Origin of the sequence: Paenibacillus sp. CR_12, from assembly GCF_041953985.1 — a bacterium.
GTDB classification, from domain to species: Bacteria; Bacillota; Bacilli; order Paenibacillales; family Paenibacillaceae; genus Paenibacillus_AQ; species Paenibacillus_AQ lautus_A.
Genome location: NZ_JAVFHO010000004.1, coordinates 506400 through 528218 on the forward strand (window position 1 = coordinate 506400; position 21819 = coordinate 528218).

Sequence of the window (21819 nt, forward strand, 5' to 3'; positions counted from 1 at the left end):
GCCGGGTTATTCGTTTGAACCGGAGTTCTCCTCTTTTTTGACCATATACGTCCAGCTGTCCTTCTGCGTAACCTGGCCTTCCTTCATCAGCTTGCCAAGGGCGCGTTTAAAGGCGGATTTGCTGATGCCGAAACGCTGCTTGATGATGTCGGGCGGCGTTTCATCCGAATACGGCATCGCATGGCCGGGACGCTCCTTCAGAAAAGCAAGCAGCCGGTCTGCATCGTCGGTCCGTCCGATCTCTTTTTGCGGAACCATGGACAGATTGACCCTGCCATCCTCCCGGATATGGCTGACCCGAACCTTTACCTCTTCGCCAAGACGCAGCATCCGCGTCCGTTCCGAGGAATGGATCATGCCGATCGCGCCGAAGCCGACCACGCCGCCGTCGATGATGACAAACGTGCCCATCTGGAGCGGTTTATACACCAGGGCAGTAAACCATTGGCCTTTCCACGAATCCGGCGCATGGAACGCAAGCGGAGCTAGCTCTTGTTCCCCGGCGAGTTTCGCTCGCAGCCGGCCTTGCTTATCATGCTCCATGATCACAAACACGTGGTCTCCCACTTGCGGGTGAAGCTCCCGCAGCTCCGGCAATTCCCGGATCGGAAGCAGCAGCTGCCTGCCAAGTCCCATCTCAAGGAAACAGCCGAGGCGCGGATGGACGTCGGCCACTTCAAGCTTCGCCGTTTCGCCCAGCGTTAGGAACGGCTTCTTCATCGTTGCGGCTAGGCGGTCTTCCGTATCGAAGAATATAAAGACCTCTATCGTATCCCCCGGCTCGATTTTACCCGTAAGCTCCGAATAGTGAAGAAGCACATCCCGATCTCCGCCATCCAGAAAATAACCGTAAGGGGACACTTCCCTGGATACAACGAGTTTCGTTAATGTGCCGGCAATCAGACTCATACGTTCTCCACCACTTTGGCGTCCGACCACAAACGCTCGATGTTGTAGTATTCCCGCTCATCGCGGTGAAAAATATGAACGATCACGTCTCCAAGGTCCATCAGCACCCAACGGGCAGCATCCATTCCTTCCAGTCCGCGCAATGCCACGCCCTCGTCGTGAGCCCGTTTGCGGACCTCGGTTGCGATCGCTTGAACCTGGGTATCCGAGTTACCGTGGCAAATGACAAAATAGTCGGCGATCAGGGAAATCCCTCTGAGATCCAGGACCACGATATCCATCGCTTTTTTATCTTCAGCGGCAGCTACTGCCACATTTAACAATTCATTCGGTTTCAACGTCATGAATTCGCCTCCAATTGCTTAATTAGATCGTTGCGGGCAAGCACCGTCAACGGAAAAATGATTTGTCTGCGCGAGAGCAGATATCCAATCGTCGAATCAAAACCGGCTGCAAGCGCCTCTTCAAGGCTATGGTTGGCCAGTTCGCGAATATTATTCACGCCGGGGAAATCCCGCCCCGGTTCCATATAATCCGCCAGGCAGACCACCTTGTCAAGGAGCGTCATGCCGATGCGCCCCGACGTATGGTACCGAATGGCGTCAAGCACTTCGGCATCCGTTACGCCATATTCGTGTTCCGCTACGAATGCCCCGACTTCAGCATGCCAAAGCTGTTTGTCGTAATGGAGCAGCTCGTCGGAGAGCTTATGCTCCACCATCATCTGATGAAGCTTCTGCACGGGCCAGTATTTAGCCACGTCATGCAGGATGGCGGCCAAGTCCGCCTTAACCGGGTCGGCTCCGAACCTGCCGGCAAGGATGACCGCGGTTTCCATGACGCCTTTGGTATGCTCCCAGCGCTTGGCCGGCATCTGGGAGGATACGGCTTCTATGAGCTCATCACGGCTGTAGTCCATAAATACCGCTCCTAACAATATAATCGTATACTCGGTCCGGCACCATATAACGGATGGACGAACCTGATGCCGCCCGGCTCCGAATGATGGTGGAGGAGATTTCGATCAGCGGCATCTCGGCCGTGACAACCGCCTTTTGCAGAAAATCGGGCAGATCATCCACCGATAGTTCGGTTCCGGGACGGTTAAGCCCGATAAAAGTCAGCATTTCCGCCAGTTCGCCGATCCGGTTCCACTTGGGAAGATACGCAACCATATCCGCACCGATAATGAAGTAGAAGTCATGCTCGGGGTACGCATCGCGCAGCTCTCTGACCGTATCTACCGTGTAGGAGACGCCGCCGCGTTTCACTTCCCAATCCAACGTGCGAAACGACGGATGACCGGCTATGGCTTCAGCGGTCATCTCCAGCCTCATCAGGCCCGTTACGCCGGCATCTTCCTTATGCGGCGGGATGTGGCTTGGCATAAACCACACCTCTTCCAGATCGTAAGCGTCCCGCGCGCATTCGGCTGCGAGCATATGCCCGATGTGAATGGGATCGAAGGTTCCGCCCATTATCCCCACCTTCATCCGGGTTCACCTCCCCTAATTAGAGAGTTATTAATATCCGCTAAGCTGGAGCCGTCCGGCCCCCCTACGGCAGTTCGATGGTTTTGTGGTCTTTCGATTCTTTATAAAGCACGATCGTCTTGCCGATCACCTGCACCAGCTCGGCTCCGGCTCCTTCAGCAAGCTCCTGGGCGATTTCGCGCGGGTCTTCAAGACAGTTGTTGAGCACGGATACCTTCATGAGTTCCCGCTTCTCGATCGCCTCGGAAATGTGACGGATCAGATGCTCGTTGCTGCCTCCCTTGCCTACCTGGAACATCGGATCCAGATGATGGGCGAGCGAGCGTAAATGTCGTTTTTGCTTTCCTGTTAACATGCTTGGTCATTACTCCTTAAACATTCAATTATTAAAACCTGGCGCTTGTCGAAAGCTATATTGTAGCTTTTGCATAAGCATTAATCAATAAACAAAGATATTAAGACTCGGATTGGAAGCTGGTCAGAACGGCTTCCTTCATGGCCTGCACGGGTGCCGTCAGACCCGTCCAATATTCGAATGCATAGGCACCTTGATTAATGAACATTCCAAGCCCGCCGTGTATGGTGCATCGCCGAAGCTCCCCTTGCCGCAGCAGCTCGGTCTTCAACGGATTGTAGATCAAATCGCTGACAACGGTCCCTTCACGTATGGACTCCGACGGAATGGGAAGCTCCGAAACCCGGGGAAACATGCCCACCGAGGTCGTGTTAATGATGACATCGGCATCCGACAACGCCTCTCCGGCCTGTTCCTCTCCGTACCCTCTCAAGTCCGCAAGCGAGCCCCACTCCTCGGCAAGCGCCAATGCTTTGGCGGACGTCCGATTTACAATGGATATCTTCTCGGGCCCTTCGCCGATGAGGGCATAGATGATGCCTCTTGCGGCTCCGCCCGCACCAATGACAACGATGCGCTTTCCCTTCAGGTCGGGACAGGCTTCATCCTTTAATGAACGAACATATCCGATGCCGTCCGTATTGTAACCCGTCAATTTGCCGTTGTCATTGACGATGGTGTTCACGGCACCGATGCGCTGCGCCCCTTCATCGACGACGTCCAAATACTTCATGACTTCCACCTTGTGCGGGATCGTTACGTTCACCCCTCGAAATCCCAGTGCTTTGACGGCCTGGATGGCGTCGCCCAGGCCATGCGGACGAATATGAAGGGGGACGTACGCTCCTGACAAACCTAGGGCATTGATCGCCGCATCATGCATGGCCGGCGATTTCGAGTGGCCGATCGGATCCCCCATTACGCCAAGGAGCAAATAATCACGCTCGTTCATTGGATTCACTTTCATTTCTCCTCTGCCTCTCCCATGATAGCCGGACGGTTACCATTGGGATATATCACTTATATCAGGGATGGACGCGACAAGACTTTGATACCTTTAGGTACATGAACCGCTACAAGCGCTCCCTGCTCACCGTTGATCTTGATCCAGCCGAGTCCCGAGATAAACACGTCTTGGCGCGCACCCTTAGGAATACGAATTTCGTGTCTCGTCCATTCCGGAAGCTCTTCAAGCCGTTCCTTAGTCGGCGGGGACAGCAGCTCCCCGGCATGCTCCGCAAATAGCGAATCCGCCCGTTCCAGCTTGGTCCGATGAATGCCGAGCCGGCCGCTGATGAAGCAAGTAAAGGATTGATGCTCCCCTTGCAGAAAATCAAAGCGGCCGAAACCTCCGAAGAAGAGGGTCTGCCCTTCGTTCAGCTGATATACCATCGGCTTCAGCGGATTCTCCGGCATGACCGTCCCCAGATCCTCACGGCTCACGAGCTCGCTGTAGCGCCATGGGTACACAATGCCGGGCGTATCAATAATATACCGGCCGTCATCCAGCGGAATATTGACCATATCGAGCGTCGTTCCGGGATAACGGGAAACGGTCAGCTCCTGGTCCAGATCGCTGTAGTCGCGGATCAGGCGATTGATCAAGCTGGATTTCCCCACGTTCGTGGCGCCGACTACATAGACATCCCGGTCGCCCCTGTAATGCGCAACCGTCTCCAGCAGCCGCTCAAAGCCTTGGTTCTTCTTCGCGCTGCAGAGCACGATGTCTTCCGTTCTCAGACCATGCTCCTTGCACTGCTTCTGCACCCAATTCAGAACCTTGTTCCAATTGGTCACCTTCGGCAGAAGATCGGTTTTGTTAACCGCCAGAATCACCGGATTGTTGCCGACAAACCGCTGCAGCCCTGAAATCAGGCTTCCTTCAAAATCGAAAAGATCCACGATGTGAATGACCAGCGCATTCTTGCCGCCGATCTGTCCGAGCAGCCGTAAAAATTCATCCTGGTCTACGGCGACCGAAGAAGCCTCGTTGTAATTCTTGATACGGAAACAGCGCTGGCAAATCACCGGGTCGCGGTCCCAAGCCTTCTCCGGCAAATAGCCCGGCTTGTCCTGTGCAGCGCTCTGAAGCTGTATGCCGCAGCCGCTGCACTTCTTGATGTCATCTCCGCCTGTAGGCAACGTCATGATTTCGGTTCCTCCTCCATCCATAATCCTTTTTTGCGCAAACGGGTCAAGGCGATGCGTTCCACCCGACGATTGACGAGGCGGGTAAACCATCCTTCATCGTTGATGGCGATGGGCATAACCAGAACCGTATACAAGCCGAGCCGATTCCCGCCGTATACGTCGGTCAGCATCTGGTCGCCGACAACAACCGTTTTCTCCGGAGTGAGCTCCATCATGTTCATCGCTTTGCGAAACGGAGTATTGCTTGGCTTGCGGGCTTCATGCACATACTGGATGTCCAGCGGCGTCGCGAATTTAGATACGCGCTCGAGCTGATTATTCGAGACGATGATGAGCTGGAAACCGATCTCCTTCACTCTTTTGAACCAAACGACCAATTCCGGCGTGGCAAGCGGCGCCTTGGCCCCAACAAGGGTATTGTCCAAATCGGTAATGATTCCACGATACCCCTGCTCATATAATTCCTCCAGGTTAATATCAAAAACCGTGTTGACACGGAGCTTGGGGATTAACATTTCAAACAAATTCGTCACCTCAATTTCATACGAAAAACTATACCATATTCCGGTTCCTTAGTAAAAATAATCACGGCCGGCGCCTTCCTTCTTTCCGGATTGCAATCTTTACCAGCAAAAGACCACCCGGCAGCCGTCGAAGCGGACCGGGCGGTCTTGAAATGACCGATATCAGAACGTATTCATATCAAGCTATCCTGATATCGCAAGAACAACCACTTGTGACGCGGTCTGTCTTCTTGGATTACGTTGATAGACGTTTGTCCGGCACAATGCGGACCTTCTTGATGGACTTCTTCAGCTTCTCGGCATCCTGTTGGACCGAGCGCCACTGCTCTTCCTTCACTTCCGCAGGGCTGTAACGGGCAGCCTCGAACTGCTGCAGCAGCGGTCTCAGCTCTGCTTCCAGTTCAGGATGCGCAAATGCCCAGCGGCGAACCGATTCACGGAGCGTTTCATGTTCTTGCCTTACCAACCCCTTGCGCTGCACGGAACGGATCCAGCGTTCCGTCTCGGCAATCACCTTATCCGCTGCCGTCAGCGGCTTGCCTGCCCGAATCCGTGCCCCGGCGAAGCGCAGGCTGATACGCATTCTCCACATGATATACAGAATCCACAGCACGATGACAACCACCGCTGCCGTTACTATGACTTTAACCCATCCGGATGATGGATTATCAGAAGTCGGGGCAGGAGCTGCCTCGTCCTCGGCCTTCTCTTCCTCTTCGACTTCCTCCTCGATGACGGGCTCAGCCTCGGTGTCTGCCGTCAGAATCGGCATGCTGAATCCCGGAGTCGCTTCGATCGGAACCCAGCCGTACTCGCCGAAGTATACTTCAACCCAGGAATGGGCGTCAGCGTTCGTAACGGTATAGTTATCAGGCTCGATCGAGGTTTGACCGTCGACCGGAACGTATTCCGTAGCCGTCATCCTGCCGGGGGCGTAGCCCTTGACCCAGCGAGCAGGGATATCCAGCGACCGAGTCATCATCACCATGGACGTGGAGAAGTAATCGCAATACCCTTCCATGATTTCGAACAAAAAGGCATCTACGAAATCGTCGCTCTTTTTGAGCGAAAGGTCGGGGGTGTTGGTATAGGTATAGTTGCTCGTTAAATATTGTTGCAAAAGCATAACCTTCTCATACGGCGTGTCTCCGTCCGACGTAATTTCTTCGGCCAGATCCGATACGCGGTCCGGGAAATTTCTTGGCATTTGGACGTAGGCTTCGTCGAACGAGCCGGAATACAGCTCATCATAAGTTCTGGCGCTCAGCTCATCGATCGGGATGACGGGAACTTCCGACGTTAAGGTATAACTCTTCGGATAGTCCGCATCGCGAACGTCGTCCAAATGCATCTCCGCGCCTTCGGTCACCCAGCTGAGCCGGTCCGGATCGATGTCCTCATCCAGGCTTTCCAGCTGACGAACGCTGTAGGCCCCGAACAAGACCGGATACACCGTGTCGCTCAGCATCGTTACCGATTGTTCCAGCTTTTTGGTAGGTACGGATGTGCCGGCTTCTCCCGGCAAGGAGTCGCCGATGTCGACTCCCGTCCCGGATCGACCGCTGCTGGCTCCGTCAGCCCAGCCCGTGCCCGAGTACACGGCTCTGGTTTCGCCGCGCCAATAGCTGCGTTCTTCCGAGGTGATCGACATCACCGGCGAATAATCAAAATTAAAACCGCCGCCAAGATCGTTATCCTCTCTTCCGTAACCGGACATGCTTTCGGACGCCGACTCGATAAGGGTTCCGGTCCCCGATGTGCCGACGCCGGATAACGGTACCCCGTTCCACTCTCTCCATGCCGTATAAGGATCGGTCAGTGTCGGCTTCACGTGGGGCATGTTCACGCCGGCCACGATAATCAATGAGAAAATGACCAGAATATTGGCGATAATCTTAAACGGATACTTCGACAGATTGACCCATCCTTGAGGAAAGCGTCTGCGGAACCGGTTGAAGTGGCTGGATACGAGCCAGCCCATTCCGGCCCCGACGACCCAAGCAATCTCGTCCCACAGCACGATTTTCGTGAAGGAATCCAAAATGGCAAAACTAATGACGTGGATCCCGACTACAAGAAGGACGCGTCCCTTGGTTTTGGCCCAGCGGGCAAGAAAGAGGAACATGGCCCAAGCAGCGATAGCAAACCATAAATAAGGAAAGAGATACAGGAGTTCTTCGGTCAGGAAACTTTCCGCTCCGAAGACAGGAACCGGATTGCCGGAAGTTTTCAGCAAACTGTATACGCAATACAGGATCAATAGAAACTGGAGAACCACTCGGTAACCCTGCTTGATCGGCAGCAGCGCTTCGGTAACCGCCGTAATCGTTAGAGCCGCGATAACGATGGCGGTCGTTTCCGACAGCCATATCGTTTCCGTGAAGGATACCCACTGCATCCCCATGATCCAGATCCACAGCATCGTTAACGTGCTGAAGAAGGTCGTCGATAGTTTGTCCAGCCATAACTTCATCATGCACCACCTCCAAGCGCAGCCGGAAGCTCATCGAGGGAAGCAACCGAATAACTTGAGATCCCCCGGGATTGCAGGAGCGAAATCGATTCATCGCGTTTTGTTGTTTCTTTGGAAGGAGCGATTTGCAAGAAGCACGGGTTCATCCCTCTGGTCTCCACCCAGCGCATGATCTCAGAAGCCTCTTTGCCGCTCATCGGGCTGATCAGCAGGAACAAGGCTCCTTTGGGAAAATGGCGATAGGATTTCTCAAGGGACGCAATCAGCTTGCTCTTCCGGTTATAATCCACGTCAACCAAATGCTGAATCATGCGCATCCGTTCCCCGGCGTGATCGGCCGGAGCGAACATTTGGGTTTCCTGGGCAGCCGTGAACAGCCCCGTCCCCGCATGCTCCTTGGCCCCGTATTCGATCAGCGAAGCGGCTGCCGATACGGCAAGCTCGAATTGCTGGGCATTGTCGTATCCGTCGGCGGCGCAATCCAGAACGATCATCGTTCTGGGGAAGGACTCATGCTCGAATTCCTTCGATTTCCACGAGCCGGTCTTCGCCGTTGCATTCCAGTGAATCCGGGAGATCCGGTCGCCATATACATAATCGCGGACGCCGTTAATTTGCGTGGTTTCCCGTCTTGAAGCCGACACCGTAGTTTGCGTCCCGCCCAATCTGGAGTTCCTAATGTTCCGCTGCCACTTTGGAATATAAATGGTTCTCGGCAGAACGCGGAAATCCGTTTGAACCTCGATGCGTCCCTTATGCTCCATCAATCCGAAGATATCTTCGCTTATGCATTCCGTCTTGGAAAAAACATATCGCCCGCGTTCGAGCGGAGGCGTCTGGAATACAAGCTTGCCTGCCCCCCGGAGGTTCGGAATGACGCTGTCTTCAAAGGACCAGGAGTCTCCGTTATGCCTCTGCAGCACTTCGCGCACGATCATATAGGGCATCGGCAGCAGCCCCGGGACATGGACCTCGAGCTTAACGCGCACTTGCTCGCCGGCATGAAGCTGTTCTCCACCGCGCTCCGTTCCCCCAAGGACGACCCGGTGCGCTTTGACGCGATTGACCCCGCCAAAACCAGCGCCGATCAGATAGACCGTCAGAAGGCTGACCATGGAGAAGAGCATGAGCGAGGTTTTCCCTCCCTGGAATAAAACATACAAAAGACATAGGCACCATACCGCCAATACCGCTGCCAGTCTGGACGGGTGCATGCCATTCAAAAATAACGAAACCGCGCGGCGCATGCCTATCTCCCCATCTGAACAGGCACTTTAACCTGACGGAGTATAAACTCAAGCACCGACTCCGGACTCGCATTGTCGAGCCTGGCTTCCGGACGCAGCATGATCCGGTGCGAAAGTACGTAGGGAGCAAGCGTCTTCACGTCATCTGGCAGAACGTAATCCCGCTCTTGCAGGAAGGCATAGGCTTTAACCGCATTCATGAAGGACAGGGTGGCCCGTGGACTTGCGCCCAGCATAACGGAAGGGTGCTCACGGGTCGAACGGGTGATATTCAGCAGGTAATCGGCAACGGGCTCGCCGATGAATACCTCGCGAATCTCGCGCTGAATGGATGAAATCTTATCCATATGCGTCACAGGCTGAAGCTTGTCCGACAGTTGCCCGTCGCGCGAACGGTACATCAGCTGCTTCTCCGTGGCGGCATCAGGGTAACCCAGGCTCAGCTTCAGCATGAACCGGTCCAGCTGCGCTTCCGGAAGCATATAGGTGCCTTCAAAATCAATCGGGTTCTGGGTCGCGCACAGCATGAAAGGATGCGGGAGTTCGTGGGTAGCCCCGTCCACCGTTACGCTGCGCTCCTCCATCACTTCAAGCAGGGCCGACTGCGTTTTGGTTGTGGCCCGGTTGATTTCGTCCGCCAGCAAAATATTGGTCATGACCGGACCTGGTCGGAAGTAAAACATCTCGTCTCGAGGGTGGAAAACGGAAACGCCTGTTATATCACTCGGGAGGATATCCGGGTTGCATTGAATGCGGCGGTAATCCCCCTGCATGGATTTCGCTAGTGCTTTGATCAGTTGGGTCTTTCCCGTGCCGGGCACATCTTCGATCAGTACATGTCCGCCAGCGAGCAGCGCCGTAAGGAGCAATTGGATCTCAAATTCTTTGCCTAGCAGGCACGACTCCAGATTGGTTCGTACCGAGGTAATGATTTTCATGGATTCTTGGCTTACGGGCATGTATGACTAACCTCCTGTAAGGGAATAAATACTTAATTTAGTACTATTGTACATGATCGAAGTCCCGGAGTACATTCGTAGAGATATTTTGGTTGTTCTCCTTCTTACAGGCCCATTAGGCAGAAAAAAAAGACCCCGGCATAAAGCCGAGATCTTTTGCTTCTGGATGTTCACGATGTTATCCCTTCGGACGAACGAACAGCGCTGCCAGGAAGGAGAAAATGATCGCCGAGGATATCCCCGCGCTGGTTACTTCGAATATCCCCGTCACGACCCCGATCCAGCCGTCCCTCCCCAGCTCCGTCAACGCGCCGTGCACAAGCGAGTTGCCAAAACTCGTGATCGGCACGGAGGCTCCCGCTCCCGCGAATTTCACCAGCGGTTCGTACAATCCGAAGCCGTCCGCGATGGCCCCTGCAACCACCAGCGTACTCATCGTATGCGCCGGCGTCAGTTTAATAACGTCCATCATAATTTGCCCAATGACGCAAATCAATCCGCCAATAATAAACGCCCATAAAAACTGCATCTTGTTATCCTCCCATCTCTAAGGCTACGGCGTGAGCGATACACGGAATGCTCTCACCCTGCTGGTAAGAAAGGGGCGACAGCAAGGCACCGGTAGCAACGACCAGCACCTTTTTCAATTCGCCTTTGCGCATCCGTTTCAAAATATGGCCGTAGGTGACAACCGCCGAGCAGCCGCAGCCGCTGCCCCCTGCGTTGACGTATTTCTGTTTTTCCATGTCGTAGATCATTAAGCCGCAATCGGCAAATACCGTGCCGTCCATGATGACATCGTTCTGCTGCAGGAGGTCTTTCGCAATGGGAAGTCCGACCGAGGCCAGATCGCCCGTCACGATCAGATCATAATCCTTCGCCTGCCGGCCCGTGTCCTTAAAGTGCTTCGTGATCGTGTCGGCCGCCGCCGGAGCCATCGCCGCCCCCATGTTGAACGGATCTTTGATGCCCAGATCGACCACCTTGCCGATGGTGGCATACGTCACGGCAGGTCCGTCTCCCTTGTCCGAAACGACGGAGCAGCCTGCTCCCGTGATCGTATATTGCGCATAAGGCGGTTTCTGCGATCCGTATTCCGTCGGATACCGGAACTGCTTCTCGACGGTACAGTTATGGCTGGCCGTACCAGCCATGACATACTGGGCTCCGCCCGAATCGACAAGCATGGAGGCGACCGCAAGGCTCTCCATCGATGTGGAGCAAGCACCGAACACGCCGATATACGGCACGCCCATCTGTCTGGCGGCAAACGAACTGCTGATGATCTGGTTCATCAAGTCCCCGCCCACGAAAAACTGCAGCTGGTCTTCCTTGATGCCCGCCTTTTCGACGGCTTTTCTCGACGCGTCCTCCAGCAGCTTCCGTTCCGCCTTTTCCCATGTTTTTTCGTTGATCTCAATATTGTCGTAGACAAAGTCGAAATCGTTGGCCAGCGGGCCTTCCCCTTCTTCAGGGCCAACGATCGTCCCCGTGCTGATAATGACGGGTTTGTTCTCGAACTGCCATGTTTGACCGATCACCTTCATGATCGCGTTACCTCCCCTCGATGCCGAAAATAGCGTAAATGATACCGATAATGAACGCAGCCACGGTACCAAATACGATCACGGAGCCCGCCAGCTTGAACATGCTGGCTCCGACCCCGAGAACCAATCCCTCTGCACGATGTTCAAGCGCAGCGGAACACATGGAGTTCGCAAACCCCGTGACCGGCACGGCGCTGCCCGCTCCGGCCCATTGCGCGATTTTGTCATATACGCCGAAGCTCGTCAGAATGACGGAGAGGATGATCAATACGGCGACCGTGGGATTGCTCGCTTCGGTGGTGCTCATATCGAATACGGACATAAAAAAACGCTGAATGCATTGGCCGATCAGACAGATGAGGCCTCCCACCAAAAAAGCGCGCAAGCAATTTTTAAGCACGGCGCGGGGAGGCTCATGCTTTTTGGCAATCGTCTGATATTCCGCCGAGCTCATCGTGGTGATATCAGACTTAGGCTTTTGGTTGGAGCCTGACATTTCAATACACCTCCGCAATTGGTTAAGTATGGAATCCTTTTGAACAAACGCTGAAAAGCCGCTATGGATATCACTCACATATCATTATGCTTTGAATGATCTCCCTTTATGTTTGGAAAATCATCCTTCTCGCCGACGCATCATGGCTTGTCCGGCCATATTGACGCCAACGCGAAAATCAGCTTCCAGGAGCATCCTGAAAGCTGAAATTCAAACTCGCTGACTTGATTCGTTTGGAGCCGGCCGTTATATAAGAATGTATTTCAATAAAATGACGAGTAGGATGAACAAGACCATAATGAGCAGAAGTTCTCGGACTTCGGCATGATAGTCGTATCCATCAATCCCATGGCGGTTCATATTCTGCCCCTTCCCGCTGACAACAAACATCCACATGTTTTTCTATATCCTATTCCCGTCCAGGATAGGGGGTGCTTGTTCCAGTTACATTTATATAACGCAGCCTGACGAAGCCGGCTTTGTAGACTTTTCGGATGTATAGGGGCATACTAGAAAAGGAAAAACTCTTACATACCTTTTCTAAAGGAGCGATTTCGTCATGAATGAATCAACACTGGAATTATTCCGTACATTAACGGAATTCCCTGCTGCACCGGGCTTTGAGAGGGAACTCCGTTCTTGGGTGAAGGATGCCCTCTCTCCATATACAGATGAGTTCGTGCAGGATCGGCTGGGCAGTTTGTTCGCGGTCCTTCGCGGTAACGATGAAGGTCCGAAAGTCATGGTGGCCGGACACATGGATGAAGTCGGCTTCATGGTAACCGGCATTACCGAAGCGGGCATGGTTCGTTTCCAGCCGCTCGGCGGCTGGTGGAGCCAAGCCGTGCTTGCCCAGCGTCTGCAGATCATCACGGACAACGGCCCGGTCGTCGGGGTTGTCGGCTCCATTCCTACGCATCTGCTGGATGAAGCGCAGCGCAGCAAACCGGTCGACATCAAAACGATGTATATCGATATCGGCGCCGACAACAAGGCCGAAGCGGAGTCGTTCGGCATTCGTCCCGGCCTGCAAGTCGTTCCGATCTGCGAATTCACGCCGCTGGCCAATCCGAAAAAAATCATGGCCAAGGCATGGGATAACCGCTACGGCGTAGGCCTTGCCATCGAGCTGGTCCAGGCGCTCCATGGCGAGAAGCTGCCCAACACGGTATACGCCGGTGCGACCGTGCAGGAAGAGCTGGGCCTTCGCGGAGCCCGCACTTCGGCAAACCTGATCCAGCCGGATATTTTCTTCGGTCTGGACGCCAGCGCAGCGAACGACATGATGGGCGACAAGAGCCAGTTCGGCCAATTGGGTCAAGGCGCGCTGCTTCGCATCTTCGATCCGACGATGCTGACCCATCGGGGCATGGTCGAGTACGTTCAGGATACGGCGGAGACAAACAAAATCAAATACCAATACTTTGTGTCGCCGGGCGGCACGGACGCTGGCCAAGTGCATTTAAGCGGCATCGGCGTTCCGTCCACCATCATCGGCATTTGCTCCCGGTATATACACACCTCTTCGTCCATCATCCACACGGACGACTACGAGGCAGCCAAAGAGCTTCTGATCAAGCTCGTCAAGGGCTTGGACCGAACGACGCTCCAGACGATCCTGGACCGTGCGTAAGCCAAGCGGAAATGGAAAAGGGTATCCTGCAGGTCTTGAACAGACTGCGGGATACCCTTTTTTTCTTTCTGCCTTTACGAAGATAACGTCTCCTTATGCCTGGCGAAGCGAAACGATATGAGCATCGTGACATAAACGATGGCAACCAGCGCCGTATTCAGCACAAATATCATCCGAAATCCGATAAGCCCCCCTGCCGCCTGACCCGGAAGCGCCAGCATGGCGCCTCCCGCCGCCGTGCCAAACATCATCCCCAGATTTCGCGACAGCGCCAAAATGCTGCTGATCAGTCCGAGGTCCGTTTTGGACGTCCTGCCCATCACCAGGGAATTGTTCGGCGGCGTGATCAAGCCCATGGAACCGCCGAGCAGGACGATAAGCAGAATCAGGAAGAAGATCGGATACGCAGGCGATACAAAGCCCAGCACGATTAGCGCCGCCGTCATGGCCAGCAAGCCGGCAGACAATAACGGAAATGTCCCCAGCTTGTCCGACAAGCTTCCGCTTAAGGGGGAGAATATGATCAACGACAACGGGTACCCCATCATGATCAGCCCTGCCGTCGCAGGTTCGATGCCCAGCTCGCTGAGCAAAAACACCGGCAGCACAAGCTGCGCGGAGAAAGCGGCCATATAGGTGATGATGGTAATGAGGATTCCGACGCTAACGCCTGCATCCCGAAACAGATCCAGCTTCATAAACGGAAGATGGCCCTTCCCTTTTCGCTCCCAGCGGGAAGACAGGCACCACCCGATGAATGCGGCAGCTCCTGCCCCGAACATCATGAACAGCAGCGTAACCTGCCAGGAACCCCATCCCCACTGAGCCCCCAAATTCACGGCCGTGACCAGTCCGGTCAAGGATATCGCAAAAAAGGCAGCCCCCGGCACGTCCAGCCGGCTCACGCCTTGATCCGGCTCGTCCTTCGGAATGAAACGCTGCGCGAATATCCATGCAACCAGCGAGATCGCCGTAAGCAGCCAAAAATTGCTCCGCCACGAAAACCATTGAATCAAGATTCCGCCAAGGCTCGGACCGATCATGGAGCCCGCAGCCACGAACGTGCTGATTAATCCCAGCGCTTTACCGCGCTGTTCCTTCGGAAACACGGAGATGATGAGCGCCATATTCGTGGCTTGATACATGGCCGCTCCGATGCCTTGAAGAATCCGGGAAGATATCAGACCGTTTAATGAAGGAGACAATGCGCAGCATAGCGCACCGGCCATAAACACGAAATAGCCGATATTGTGGATCTTCCGCCTGCCCAGCATGTCCCCCAGCTTACCCATGACCGGGAGCAGGATGGAGATGACGAGCAAATATGCGGTCACGATCCACTGTGCCGCGGGGATACCGGAATCGAATGTTCTTGCGATATCTACAAGCGCGATGTTGAACATGCCGGCCGACAGATTGGACAGAAATGCCCCTAAACATATGGTGTATTGAACGATCATCCTTGATGTGCTGTTCATGCAGGACTCACCCGCTTTATTCATGAATTTCGGTGCCGCTCAGAGAAAAAGCCCCCCATGCGGAGAGCTCCACTCTGCTTGAACCTGCGTACCGTGCAAGCTAACCGATGGCCGGCTGCGCCGCCGATTTCGGCCGCGCCGGTTCCTCGGCTTTTTTATCCATCCAAATATCGATAAGCCGCGCCACCTCACTAACTTTCCCGAAATAACCCTCGATATTCTCGAGCGTCATGTCATGGGCCGTTTGCGAATACGATGCGCAGGCATCCGACGCAAGCACGATATGATAATCCAGCATGAAGCCGTCCCGGGCCGTCGATTCCACGCACACATTGGTGCTGACCCCCGTCATGATCAAGGTCTCGATCTTCAGCGTCTTTAATACCGAATCCAGCCTAGTATTCACAAATGCGCTGTACCGGTGTTTATTGACAATGATATCGTCCGCCTCGGGCGTGATCTCGTAAAATTCCGCTCCCCAGCTTCCCCTTCGGCACACATGAGCCGAGCGTCCGGAGGACCTGGTCGTCCAGGCCTCGGAATCCGTCGCCCTTTCATGCAGCGTTTGGATGAAGATAATCGGCACATTCAGCTCCCTGGCGGAATGAAGCAGCTTATGCAGCTGCGGCATCATCTCTGCCACCCCGCTAACATCGCAGCCCGCTCTAGGCAATGCCCCCTCCGGATGGCAATAATCGTTTTGCACATCCACCACGATCACCGCCGCTTTGCTTCCCAGCATCAGTTGATTCAAAGATTTCATCGTAACTCTCCCCTTCAGGCCCGTATATTCGGAATCTTCTTACGTTTACTTCTTGGATTGTTTCACAAACTGCATATCCACCAGGGCATCATAGGTATAATCCCCTTTAAAAATTCCGGTCTCTATCATGACATCCATATCATGCTTCAACGCTTCTTCCGAAATCATCCCGTCCAAGCTCCACAGATTGTCCGCATAGGCACGGTCCAGCGCAGCTTGTATCGCATCCTCGGATAATGTGGGGAATTCGGCTTTCAGATTCTTCTTGGCCAGTTCCTTATCCGACTGGACGACTTCAAGCGCTTCGATGATGGCATCGGTAAAGCTTTGAACGGCTTCCGGATCCTTCTCGATGGTAGACTTCTTCACACTTAGCACCGAATACGAGAAATCCCCGAGATCATGAAATTTGTAAAACGGCTCCTCCCACACGTTCTTCGAAATTCCGTCGCTGATTTGCGGTTCGGCTCCATTGGCGATATCGGCTGCGCCCTGTTGAACCATCGTCACCACCGTGGAGCCGTCGGCCGGCTCCAGCAGCTGCACATCCTTCTCCGGATCGAGCCCCAGCTGAATCAGCAGATAGCGGGTCAAGAGATTCGGTGTCCCTCCATGGCGGCCGGCGTTAATCTTTTTTCCTTGCAAAAATGCCTTCAGGTCCTCGGGGGAATCGCTCGCAGGCGCGGTGCCCTTCTTAGCCATTAAATACACGTTCGCCCGATTGACGACATTGACGACCGAGATGATCGGGTCGGAATTGTTGTTGTTGGCCAAGGCATTGGACTCCGTCCCGCCGATAACGCCCCAGGCATCACCGCTGACCACGGCGGTTACGTGCGCTCCCCCTGCCGCTTGGATAATCTCGACGTCCAGCCCTCTTTTCTCGAAGTAGCCTTCGCGCTGTGCGACGTACAGGGGAAGATAGCCCGTGGAGTGGAGCGGCTCGGCGATCACGATTTTCTTGAGCTTCCCGTCGCCGGAAGCGGAGACGGTGCTGCCGTCGCTTTTCTCGTTGCCGCAGGCGCCAAGCAGGGCGGTGACCATGACCAGTGCGAACAGCAGTGAACGTTTCCTCGTTTTTTTGTTCATATGAATTCCCCTTTTTAATAGAAATAGTTCGTTTTTGGTGGATGTGTCCAGTGCTATTGCTTGGTCAAGCCCTTGGATAACCACTTCTCCAGTACGACCACGCCCCAGTACATCACCATGGACAGCAGGGACAGGACGACGACGCCCACCCACACGAGGTTGATATCCAGTATCGTTCCTGCATACATAATCATCCGGCCGACGCCCTGGCTTGAGGCAATGAACTCGCCCACGATGGCACCTGCCAGCGCAAGGGCAATATTGATCCGTAAACTGCTGATGATCCAGGGCATGGACCACGGTACAACGACCTTGGTAAAGACCTGATGCCGCTTGGCGCCCAGGGAGTACATCAGCTTTTCCATATCCGGGTCCACGCTCTTCACGCCGCTGTATGCCGACAGGGCCGACACGACAACCGTCATGGAGAAAGCCAGAGCCACCTTCGAGAAGAATCCGATTCCAAGCAGAATGACGAGTACGGGCGCTAAGGCGAGCTTGGGCATCGCATTCAGTATGATTAGGTACGGCTCGCTGATCCCTGCATACGATTTCGACCACCAGAATGATAGCCCGAGCAGTGCACCGAGGAAGGTGCCGAACACAAACCCGAGTATGGTTGAACCGGACGTGTACGTAATATCCCTTAACAAGGTCCCCTCGGTGATCTGGGTCCAGGTTGTGCGAAGGATCGCGCTGGGGCTGCTCCAATAATAGGAGTCCAGCAGGCCGATTCGGGTGAACACTTCCCATACCAGAAAAACAAGCACGGCTACAGCGACCCTTCCCCAAACGATCCGCCGGCTCCTGCGGCGCTCCAGTCCCTCTTCATCCAATATGTACGGCACGACCTCCGGCCGCTTGGACGAACCCGCGGCAGACTCCGCGGGTGTCACGGCATGTACGATAAAAGCCTCTTTGCGTGCAGTTTCCATCAGGCTCCCTCTCCTTTCGTTCTTCTCGCTTTACGATATTTGCTCTTCCTCATGCCCAGCCGACAGCAGGTCCATGAGATGATGCTTCAGCTCCATGAATGCCGGCGACGTCATGTCTTCCGTTTTGCGCGGACGCTCCATCGTCACGGTGATTTTGGACTTGATCCGCCCGGGCCTGGACGAGAAAACGTAGATGTCATCCGACAGGTAAATCGCTTCATCGATGTCGTGGGTGACAAACAGCACCGTTTTGCCAAAGTCCTCCCAGATCTGCAGCAGCCAGTTCTGCATGGTCAACCGGGTCTGTGCATCAAGCGCACCGAACGGCTCGTCCAGCAAAATGATGTCCCTGTCGTAGAGCAGCGTCCGCAGCAGCGCGGCACGCTGTTTCATCCCTCCCGAGAGTTCCTTCGGATAATGCTTGTCAAAGCCCTTCAGACCGTATTTTTCCATCAAGGGCAGCGCCCTCTCCACGGCTTCCTTGTAGGGAACGCCCCGAACCTCCATGCCCAGAATGATGTTATCGAGAATGGTGCGCCATGGCAGAAGCATGTCCTTTTGCAGCATATAACCCACATAACCGGTCGTACCGACGATATCCTTTCCGTCGGCCATCACTTTGCCCGTGGAAGGAGGCATCAGGCCGGCGATAATGTTGAACAGGGTGGATTTGCCGCAACCGCTGGGACCGATTATGCTGACAAAACGCCCCTCCTCGATCGCCAGACTCGTCTCCCGCATGGCCGGAATCTCTTCCCCGTTTCTGCGAAACCATTTGCTGACGCCCGAAATTTCGATTTTGTGAGTCATGGCCCTTCCTCCTCTTCTTTGTTTTTCATGTTTTTTCAGTAACAACACACATTTATTTTCAAAAGCGGATGTAACAAAAAATCGCCAGTCCAGCCCCAAGCCGCACACCAACGTGTACCTTGGTACCAAACTGACGATCGGCCCGCTCTCTACCCGAGTTCCGGCATGTCGTTCAGATATGTTTCTATCTCCTTCTCCAAGAATACGATGGTACCGGAAAACTCGGTCTCTGCATCATAGTCTTTAAGAATGGAGATGATTTTAAACGGAAACTTCTCTTCCAGGCTGGTTTTAATCTCCTGCTTGAACACCTGGAATAAAAGGTGGTCCAACTGCCGGGTAGAGAGGGGGTAATTCTCATCCAGCAGTTTTAGGACGGGGACTCTACTATTCCTCGATACAATGATGATTTTGTTGCCAACGAAATCGACTTTTTGCTGCTTTACACCCACGTTAAATATTTTCTTATTTATCGCGTTGTAAACCCTCAAAAGATCCTGTTTGAGTTCGCCTGCTGTCATCATGGTTCAACATCCCTTTGTGTAAATTATTATTACATTGACCGGGGTAGGTATAGGGTGTTTATCGAGTTCGTTGTGTCCTTGGGTTTAATTATAGGCAAACACAGAGGATTGTCAATACATTAACGTCAAAAAAGTTAACAACATTTAATTTTATGTTATTTTATATTACATACATATAACACATTGACTTGCGATATACCGTTCGTGCGTGATCTCTTTTCACATTTTTTACACATCCTTAGAACGGGACAAAGCCCTATTTTCCCGTTCCGTTCATTTGTCTATCTCTGATTAAATACCCGTTCCAGGAACAAAACGCCTTCCCGCTTCTGATACTCACTGACTTCATGGCCGGAGAACGGATAATCCCTGATTTCTTTTGCCGCCTCGATCCGGTTGTAAGCCGCATAGATGGTCTCGGGCATGCAAACCGTATCCTTCCATCCGACGGACACCATGATCGGCGCCTGGATTCGCGGTGCGAGATTCAGCATGTCAAAATGCGCGAGATGCGCCAAAATCTGATCCAGCTGCTCCGGGTACCGCTTTATGTATTGGGCGATTTCGTTCAACGAGCTGACCGAATACAAAATGCCGTAATCCATCCTGCACATGTTGGGAATGTCGGCTACGATGGCCGCAACCTTGGGGTTCAGCGCCCCTGCCAGCATCGACAGGCCACCACCCTGGCTCCCGCCCACCACGGCGATTTTTGCAGGGTCTACTCCCGGCTGCCGTGATGCCGCATCCACGGCTCTCACGGCATCCATGGCAATGGCCATGTAATAGGAGCGATGGATATCCGTAATCCCCTGCGACACCCAGCCTTTAACCACGCCGCTGTCCAGCGGCAGCAAATTCCCCGTCTCCCCGCCCTGACCCCTGACGTCGACGGCAAACACCGTATACCCCAACATCAGCCAATGAGCATACCGTTCAGGAAATCCGCGGTCTCCGGTATAACCCGGGAAGGTTACGATACACGGCCTGGCCTCTGCTTTCGATGAATGATTAGCCGGCGCTATATGCCAAGCATTGATAGGAGTATCATCATATCCATGATAGGTTACCCGAGATACCTCCATATGGGGATAAGGCGTAGCTTCCGGTCTACTAACCATGCGAAGCGGTCTGTCCCCATGCGACTTCAGCACTCCCTCCCAAAAAACATTCAAAACCTGCTCGTCGATCGTTGGTTCCGGACGCAAGTTGCCAAGCTCTTTCTTACGCTGCTCAATGGTATTCATTCTGTGTTAAATCTCCTTTTCGCGTGTTAAGTGAAAGTTCATATGACATGGTTATTTCGGCATAACGTCCTTTATCCCCTTCGAAACGATTGGAATTCATGCCGGTTTATTACAAAATCCTCTCAAAATAACGAATCGGCCGCAGCCACCATCGTTATCTTTCTTCAAAAAATTAAAAAGCGATCATAGATTTATAGAGTTGAACATATCATAATAGAAACTATGAAATGCCAAACGGGTTGATATAAACAAGCACCCGCCTCTAGCAATACGACATCATATAGCGAATGGAGACGATGAATATGCTGCAAGGTTTAACAAGCGCAGGGCTCGGAAAACTTGAAAGCGATTTACAGTTTATCGAGCTTGCGGCCAAATATGAATTCCAAAGCGTCGATATCGATGCCAAAGGTCTTGTGGACCGGCTTGGCGCGGAAGCGGCTGCCGAAATGCTGCAATCCCGCCAACTGGAAATCGGGGCGATCGGTCTCCCGGTGGAATGGAGAGGGTCGAACGAGCAGTTCCTAAGCGGACTCGAGAAGCTGCCGGCCGCCGCGGCCGCCGCCAAGGCGCTTGGCAGCACCCGCTGCTGTACATACATTCTTCCTTCCACGGACGCGCCTGCAGCCCATTTCATGGCGCTGGCCACTTCCAGGCTGCGGGCCTGCGCCAGCATTCTGGGAGCATACGGAATCCGATTGGGCCTGGAGTTCGTCGGTCCGCACCATCTGCGCACCCAATGGAAGAACCCGTTCATATGGACGGTACAAGAGACGTTGGACTGGATCGATGCCATCGGGGAGCCGAATGTCGGGCTGCTGTATGATGCCTATCACTGGTACACCAACGAGATGACAACCGACGATATCCGGCAGCTGCGCGCAGACCAGATTGTTCATGTCCACATCAACGATGCCAAGGACATTCCAATTCGGGACGTGCTCGATAATGACCGCCTTTACCCGGGTGAGGGCGTGATTGATTTGCCAGGCTTCCTTCAGGCGCTGAACGATATCGGCTATAAGGGCCCGGTAACGCAAGAAATATTGACGCCTTCCACACCGGCGGGTACTCCAGAGGAGCTGGCTGCCAAATCGCGCCAAGCCTTCAACAACGTATTCGGCGCTGCAGGTCTGTAATATTTAGTTTGCACAGTCGGTGCCGCGCACATATCGGAATGATTCCT

The 21819-nt window shown here is 53.8% G+C and carries 23 protein-coding genes; 2 read left to right on the forward strand and 21 right to left on the reverse strand.

Annotated features, from left to right (window positions below; translation table 11 throughout):
* Positions 1–6: 6 nt before the first annotated feature.
* From RB297_RS17980 to spoVAC, 14 genes are all read right to left on the reverse strand, one after another.
* On the reverse strand, positions 7–909 hold the full coding sequence (locus RB297_RS17980) for a CvfB family protein (RefSeq protein ID WP_096773020.1): 903 nt from the start codon (positions 907–909) through the stop codon (positions 7–9).
* Positions 906–1253: a ribosome silencing factor gene (rsfS, locus tag RB297_RS17985; protein ID WP_009592160.1), complete on the reverse strand. Its 348-nt coding sequence runs from the start codon at positions 1251–1253 to the stop codon at positions 906–908. Before rsfS ends, RB297_RS17980 begins: the two co-directional genes overlap by 4 nt.
* The gene (gene yqeK / locus RB297_RS17990; RefSeq protein WP_015734160.1) at positions 1250–1828 is read right to left on the reverse strand and encodes a bis(5'-nucleosyl)-tetraphosphatase (symmetrical) YqeK; all 579 of its coding nucleotides are present in this window, start codon (positions 1826–1828) and stop codon (positions 1250–1252) included. The genes rsfS and yqeK overlap by 4 nt, the downstream gene beginning before the upstream one ends.
* Positions 1812–2402, reverse strand: coding sequence for a nicotinate-nucleotide adenylyltransferase (gene nadD / locus RB297_RS17995; RefSeq protein ID WP_090911900.1), 591 nt, complete (start codon positions 2400–2402; stop codon positions 1812–1814). Before nadD ends, yqeK begins: the two co-directional genes overlap by 17 nt.
* A 64-nt stretch (positions 2403–2466) precedes the next feature.
* Positions 2467–2757: a ribosome assembly RNA-binding protein YhbY gene (gene yhbY / locus RB297_RS18000; RefSeq protein ID WP_375121053.1), complete on the reverse strand. Its 291-nt coding sequence runs from the start codon at positions 2755–2757 to the stop codon at positions 2467–2469.
* A 100-nt stretch (positions 2758–2857) separates the two neighbouring features.
* Positions 2858–3724 carry a shikimate dehydrogenase gene (locus tag RB297_RS18005; protein WP_375121054.1) on the reverse strand — a complete coding sequence of 289 codons (867 nt, stop codon included), beginning with the start codon at positions 3722–3724 and terminating at the stop codon, positions 2858–2860.
* 53 nt (positions 3725–3777) lie between these two features.
* Positions 3778–4905, reverse strand: a complete 1128-nt coding sequence (gene yqeH, locus RB297_RS18010) for a ribosome biogenesis GTPase YqeH (RefSeq protein ID WP_119849350.1) — start codon at positions 4903–4905, stop codon at positions 3778–3780.
* The gene (locus RB297_RS18015) at positions 4902–5432 is read right to left on the reverse strand and encodes a YqeG family HAD IIIA-type phosphatase (protein WP_015734156.1); all 531 of its coding nucleotides are present in this window, start codon (positions 5430–5432) and stop codon (positions 4902–4904) included. Before RB297_RS18015 ends, yqeH begins: the two co-directional genes overlap by 4 nt.
* A 235-nt stretch (positions 5433–5667) precedes the next feature.
* Entirely contained in the window at positions 5668–7908 is a 2241-nt protein-coding gene (locus RB297_RS18020) for a transglutaminase TgpA family protein (RefSeq protein ID WP_375121055.1), read from the reverse strand.
* Positions 7905–9152: a DUF58 domain-containing protein gene (locus RB297_RS18025; protein WP_375121056.1), complete on the reverse strand. Its 1248-nt coding sequence runs from the start codon at positions 9150–9152 to the stop codon at positions 7905–7907. Before RB297_RS18025 ends, RB297_RS18020 begins: the two co-directional genes overlap by 4 nt.
* 2 nt (positions 9153–9154) lie before the next feature.
* Positions 9155–10111, reverse strand: a complete 957-nt coding sequence (locus RB297_RS18030; protein ID WP_009592163.1) for an AAA family ATPase — start codon at positions 10109–10111, stop codon at positions 9155–9157.
* Between the two features lie 178 nt (positions 10112–10289).
* The gene (gene spoVAE, locus RB297_RS18035; RefSeq protein ID WP_015734153.1) at positions 10290–10640 is read right to left on the reverse strand and encodes a stage V sporulation protein AE; all 351 of its coding nucleotides are present in this window, start codon (positions 10638–10640) and stop codon (positions 10290–10292) included.
* Positions 10641–10644: 4 nt separating this feature from the next.
* Entirely contained in the window at positions 10645–11658 is a 1014-nt protein-coding gene (spoVAD, locus tag RB297_RS18040) for a stage V sporulation protein AD (protein WP_096773012.1), read from the reverse strand.
* Between the two features lie 7 nt (positions 11659–11665).
* On the reverse strand, positions 11666–12154 hold the full coding sequence (gene spoVAC, locus RB297_RS18045; RefSeq protein WP_015734151.1) for a stage V sporulation protein AC: 489 nt from the start codon (positions 12152–12154) through the stop codon (positions 11666–11668).
* Between the two features lie 559 nt (positions 12155–12713).
* On the opposite strand from spoVAC, the gene RB297_RS18050 reads away from it, so the two are divergent.
* Positions 12714–13787 carry a M42 family metallopeptidase gene (locus RB297_RS18050; protein ID WP_009592187.1) on the forward strand — a complete coding sequence of 358 codons (1074 nt, stop codon included), beginning with the start codon at positions 12714–12716 and terminating at the stop codon, positions 13785–13787.
* A 74-nt stretch (positions 13788–13861) separates the two neighbouring features.
* Here the strand turns inward: RB297_RS18050 and RB297_RS18055 are convergent, their stop codons facing one another.
* From RB297_RS18055 to RB297_RS18085, 7 genes are all read right to left on the reverse strand, one after another.
* On the reverse strand, positions 13862–15265 hold the full coding sequence (locus tag RB297_RS18055; RefSeq protein ID WP_096773498.1) for an MFS transporter: 1404 nt from the start codon (positions 15263–15265) through the stop codon (positions 13862–13864).
* Positions 15266–15365: 100 nt separating this feature from the next.
* Entirely contained in the window at positions 15366–16028 is a 663-nt protein-coding gene (locus RB297_RS18060) for a cysteine hydrolase family protein (protein WP_375121058.1), read from the reverse strand.
* A 45-nt stretch (positions 16029–16073) separates the two neighbouring features.
* Complete coding sequence (locus RB297_RS18065) at positions 16074–17117, reverse strand: ABC transporter substrate-binding protein (RefSeq protein ID WP_375121059.1); 1044 nt, start codon at positions 17115–17117, stop codon at positions 16074–16076.
* A 53-nt stretch (positions 17118–17170) separates the two neighbouring features.
* Positions 17171–18052 carry an ABC transporter permease gene (locus RB297_RS18070; protein WP_375121060.1) on the reverse strand — a complete coding sequence of 294 codons (882 nt, stop codon included), beginning with the start codon at positions 18050–18052 and terminating at the stop codon, positions 17171–17173.
* A gap of 30 nt (positions 18053–18082) precedes the next feature.
* Complete coding sequence (locus RB297_RS18075) at positions 18083–18862, reverse strand: ABC transporter ATP-binding protein (RefSeq protein WP_009592193.1); 780 nt, start codon at positions 18860–18862, stop codon at positions 18083–18085.
* A gap of 149 nt (positions 18863–19011) precedes the next feature.
* Positions 19012–19386 carry a Na-translocating system protein MpsC family protein gene (locus RB297_RS18080; RefSeq protein WP_009592183.1) on the reverse strand — a complete coding sequence of 125 codons (375 nt, stop codon included), beginning with the start codon at positions 19384–19386 and terminating at the stop codon, positions 19012–19014.
* A gap of 281 nt (positions 19387–19667) precedes the next feature.
* Positions 19668–20633: an acetylxylan esterase gene (locus RB297_RS18085; protein WP_277748348.1), complete on the reverse strand. Its 966-nt coding sequence runs from the start codon at positions 20631–20633 to the stop codon at positions 19668–19670.
* Between the two features lie 302 nt (positions 20634–20935).
* On the opposite strand from RB297_RS18085, the gene RB297_RS18090 reads away from it, so the two are divergent.
* A complete protein-coding gene (locus RB297_RS18090) occupies positions 20936–21772 on the forward strand; it encodes a sugar phosphate isomerase/epimerase family protein (protein WP_375121061.1) in 837 nt (278 codons plus the stop codon).
* Positions 21773–21819: the final 47 nt, after the last annotated feature.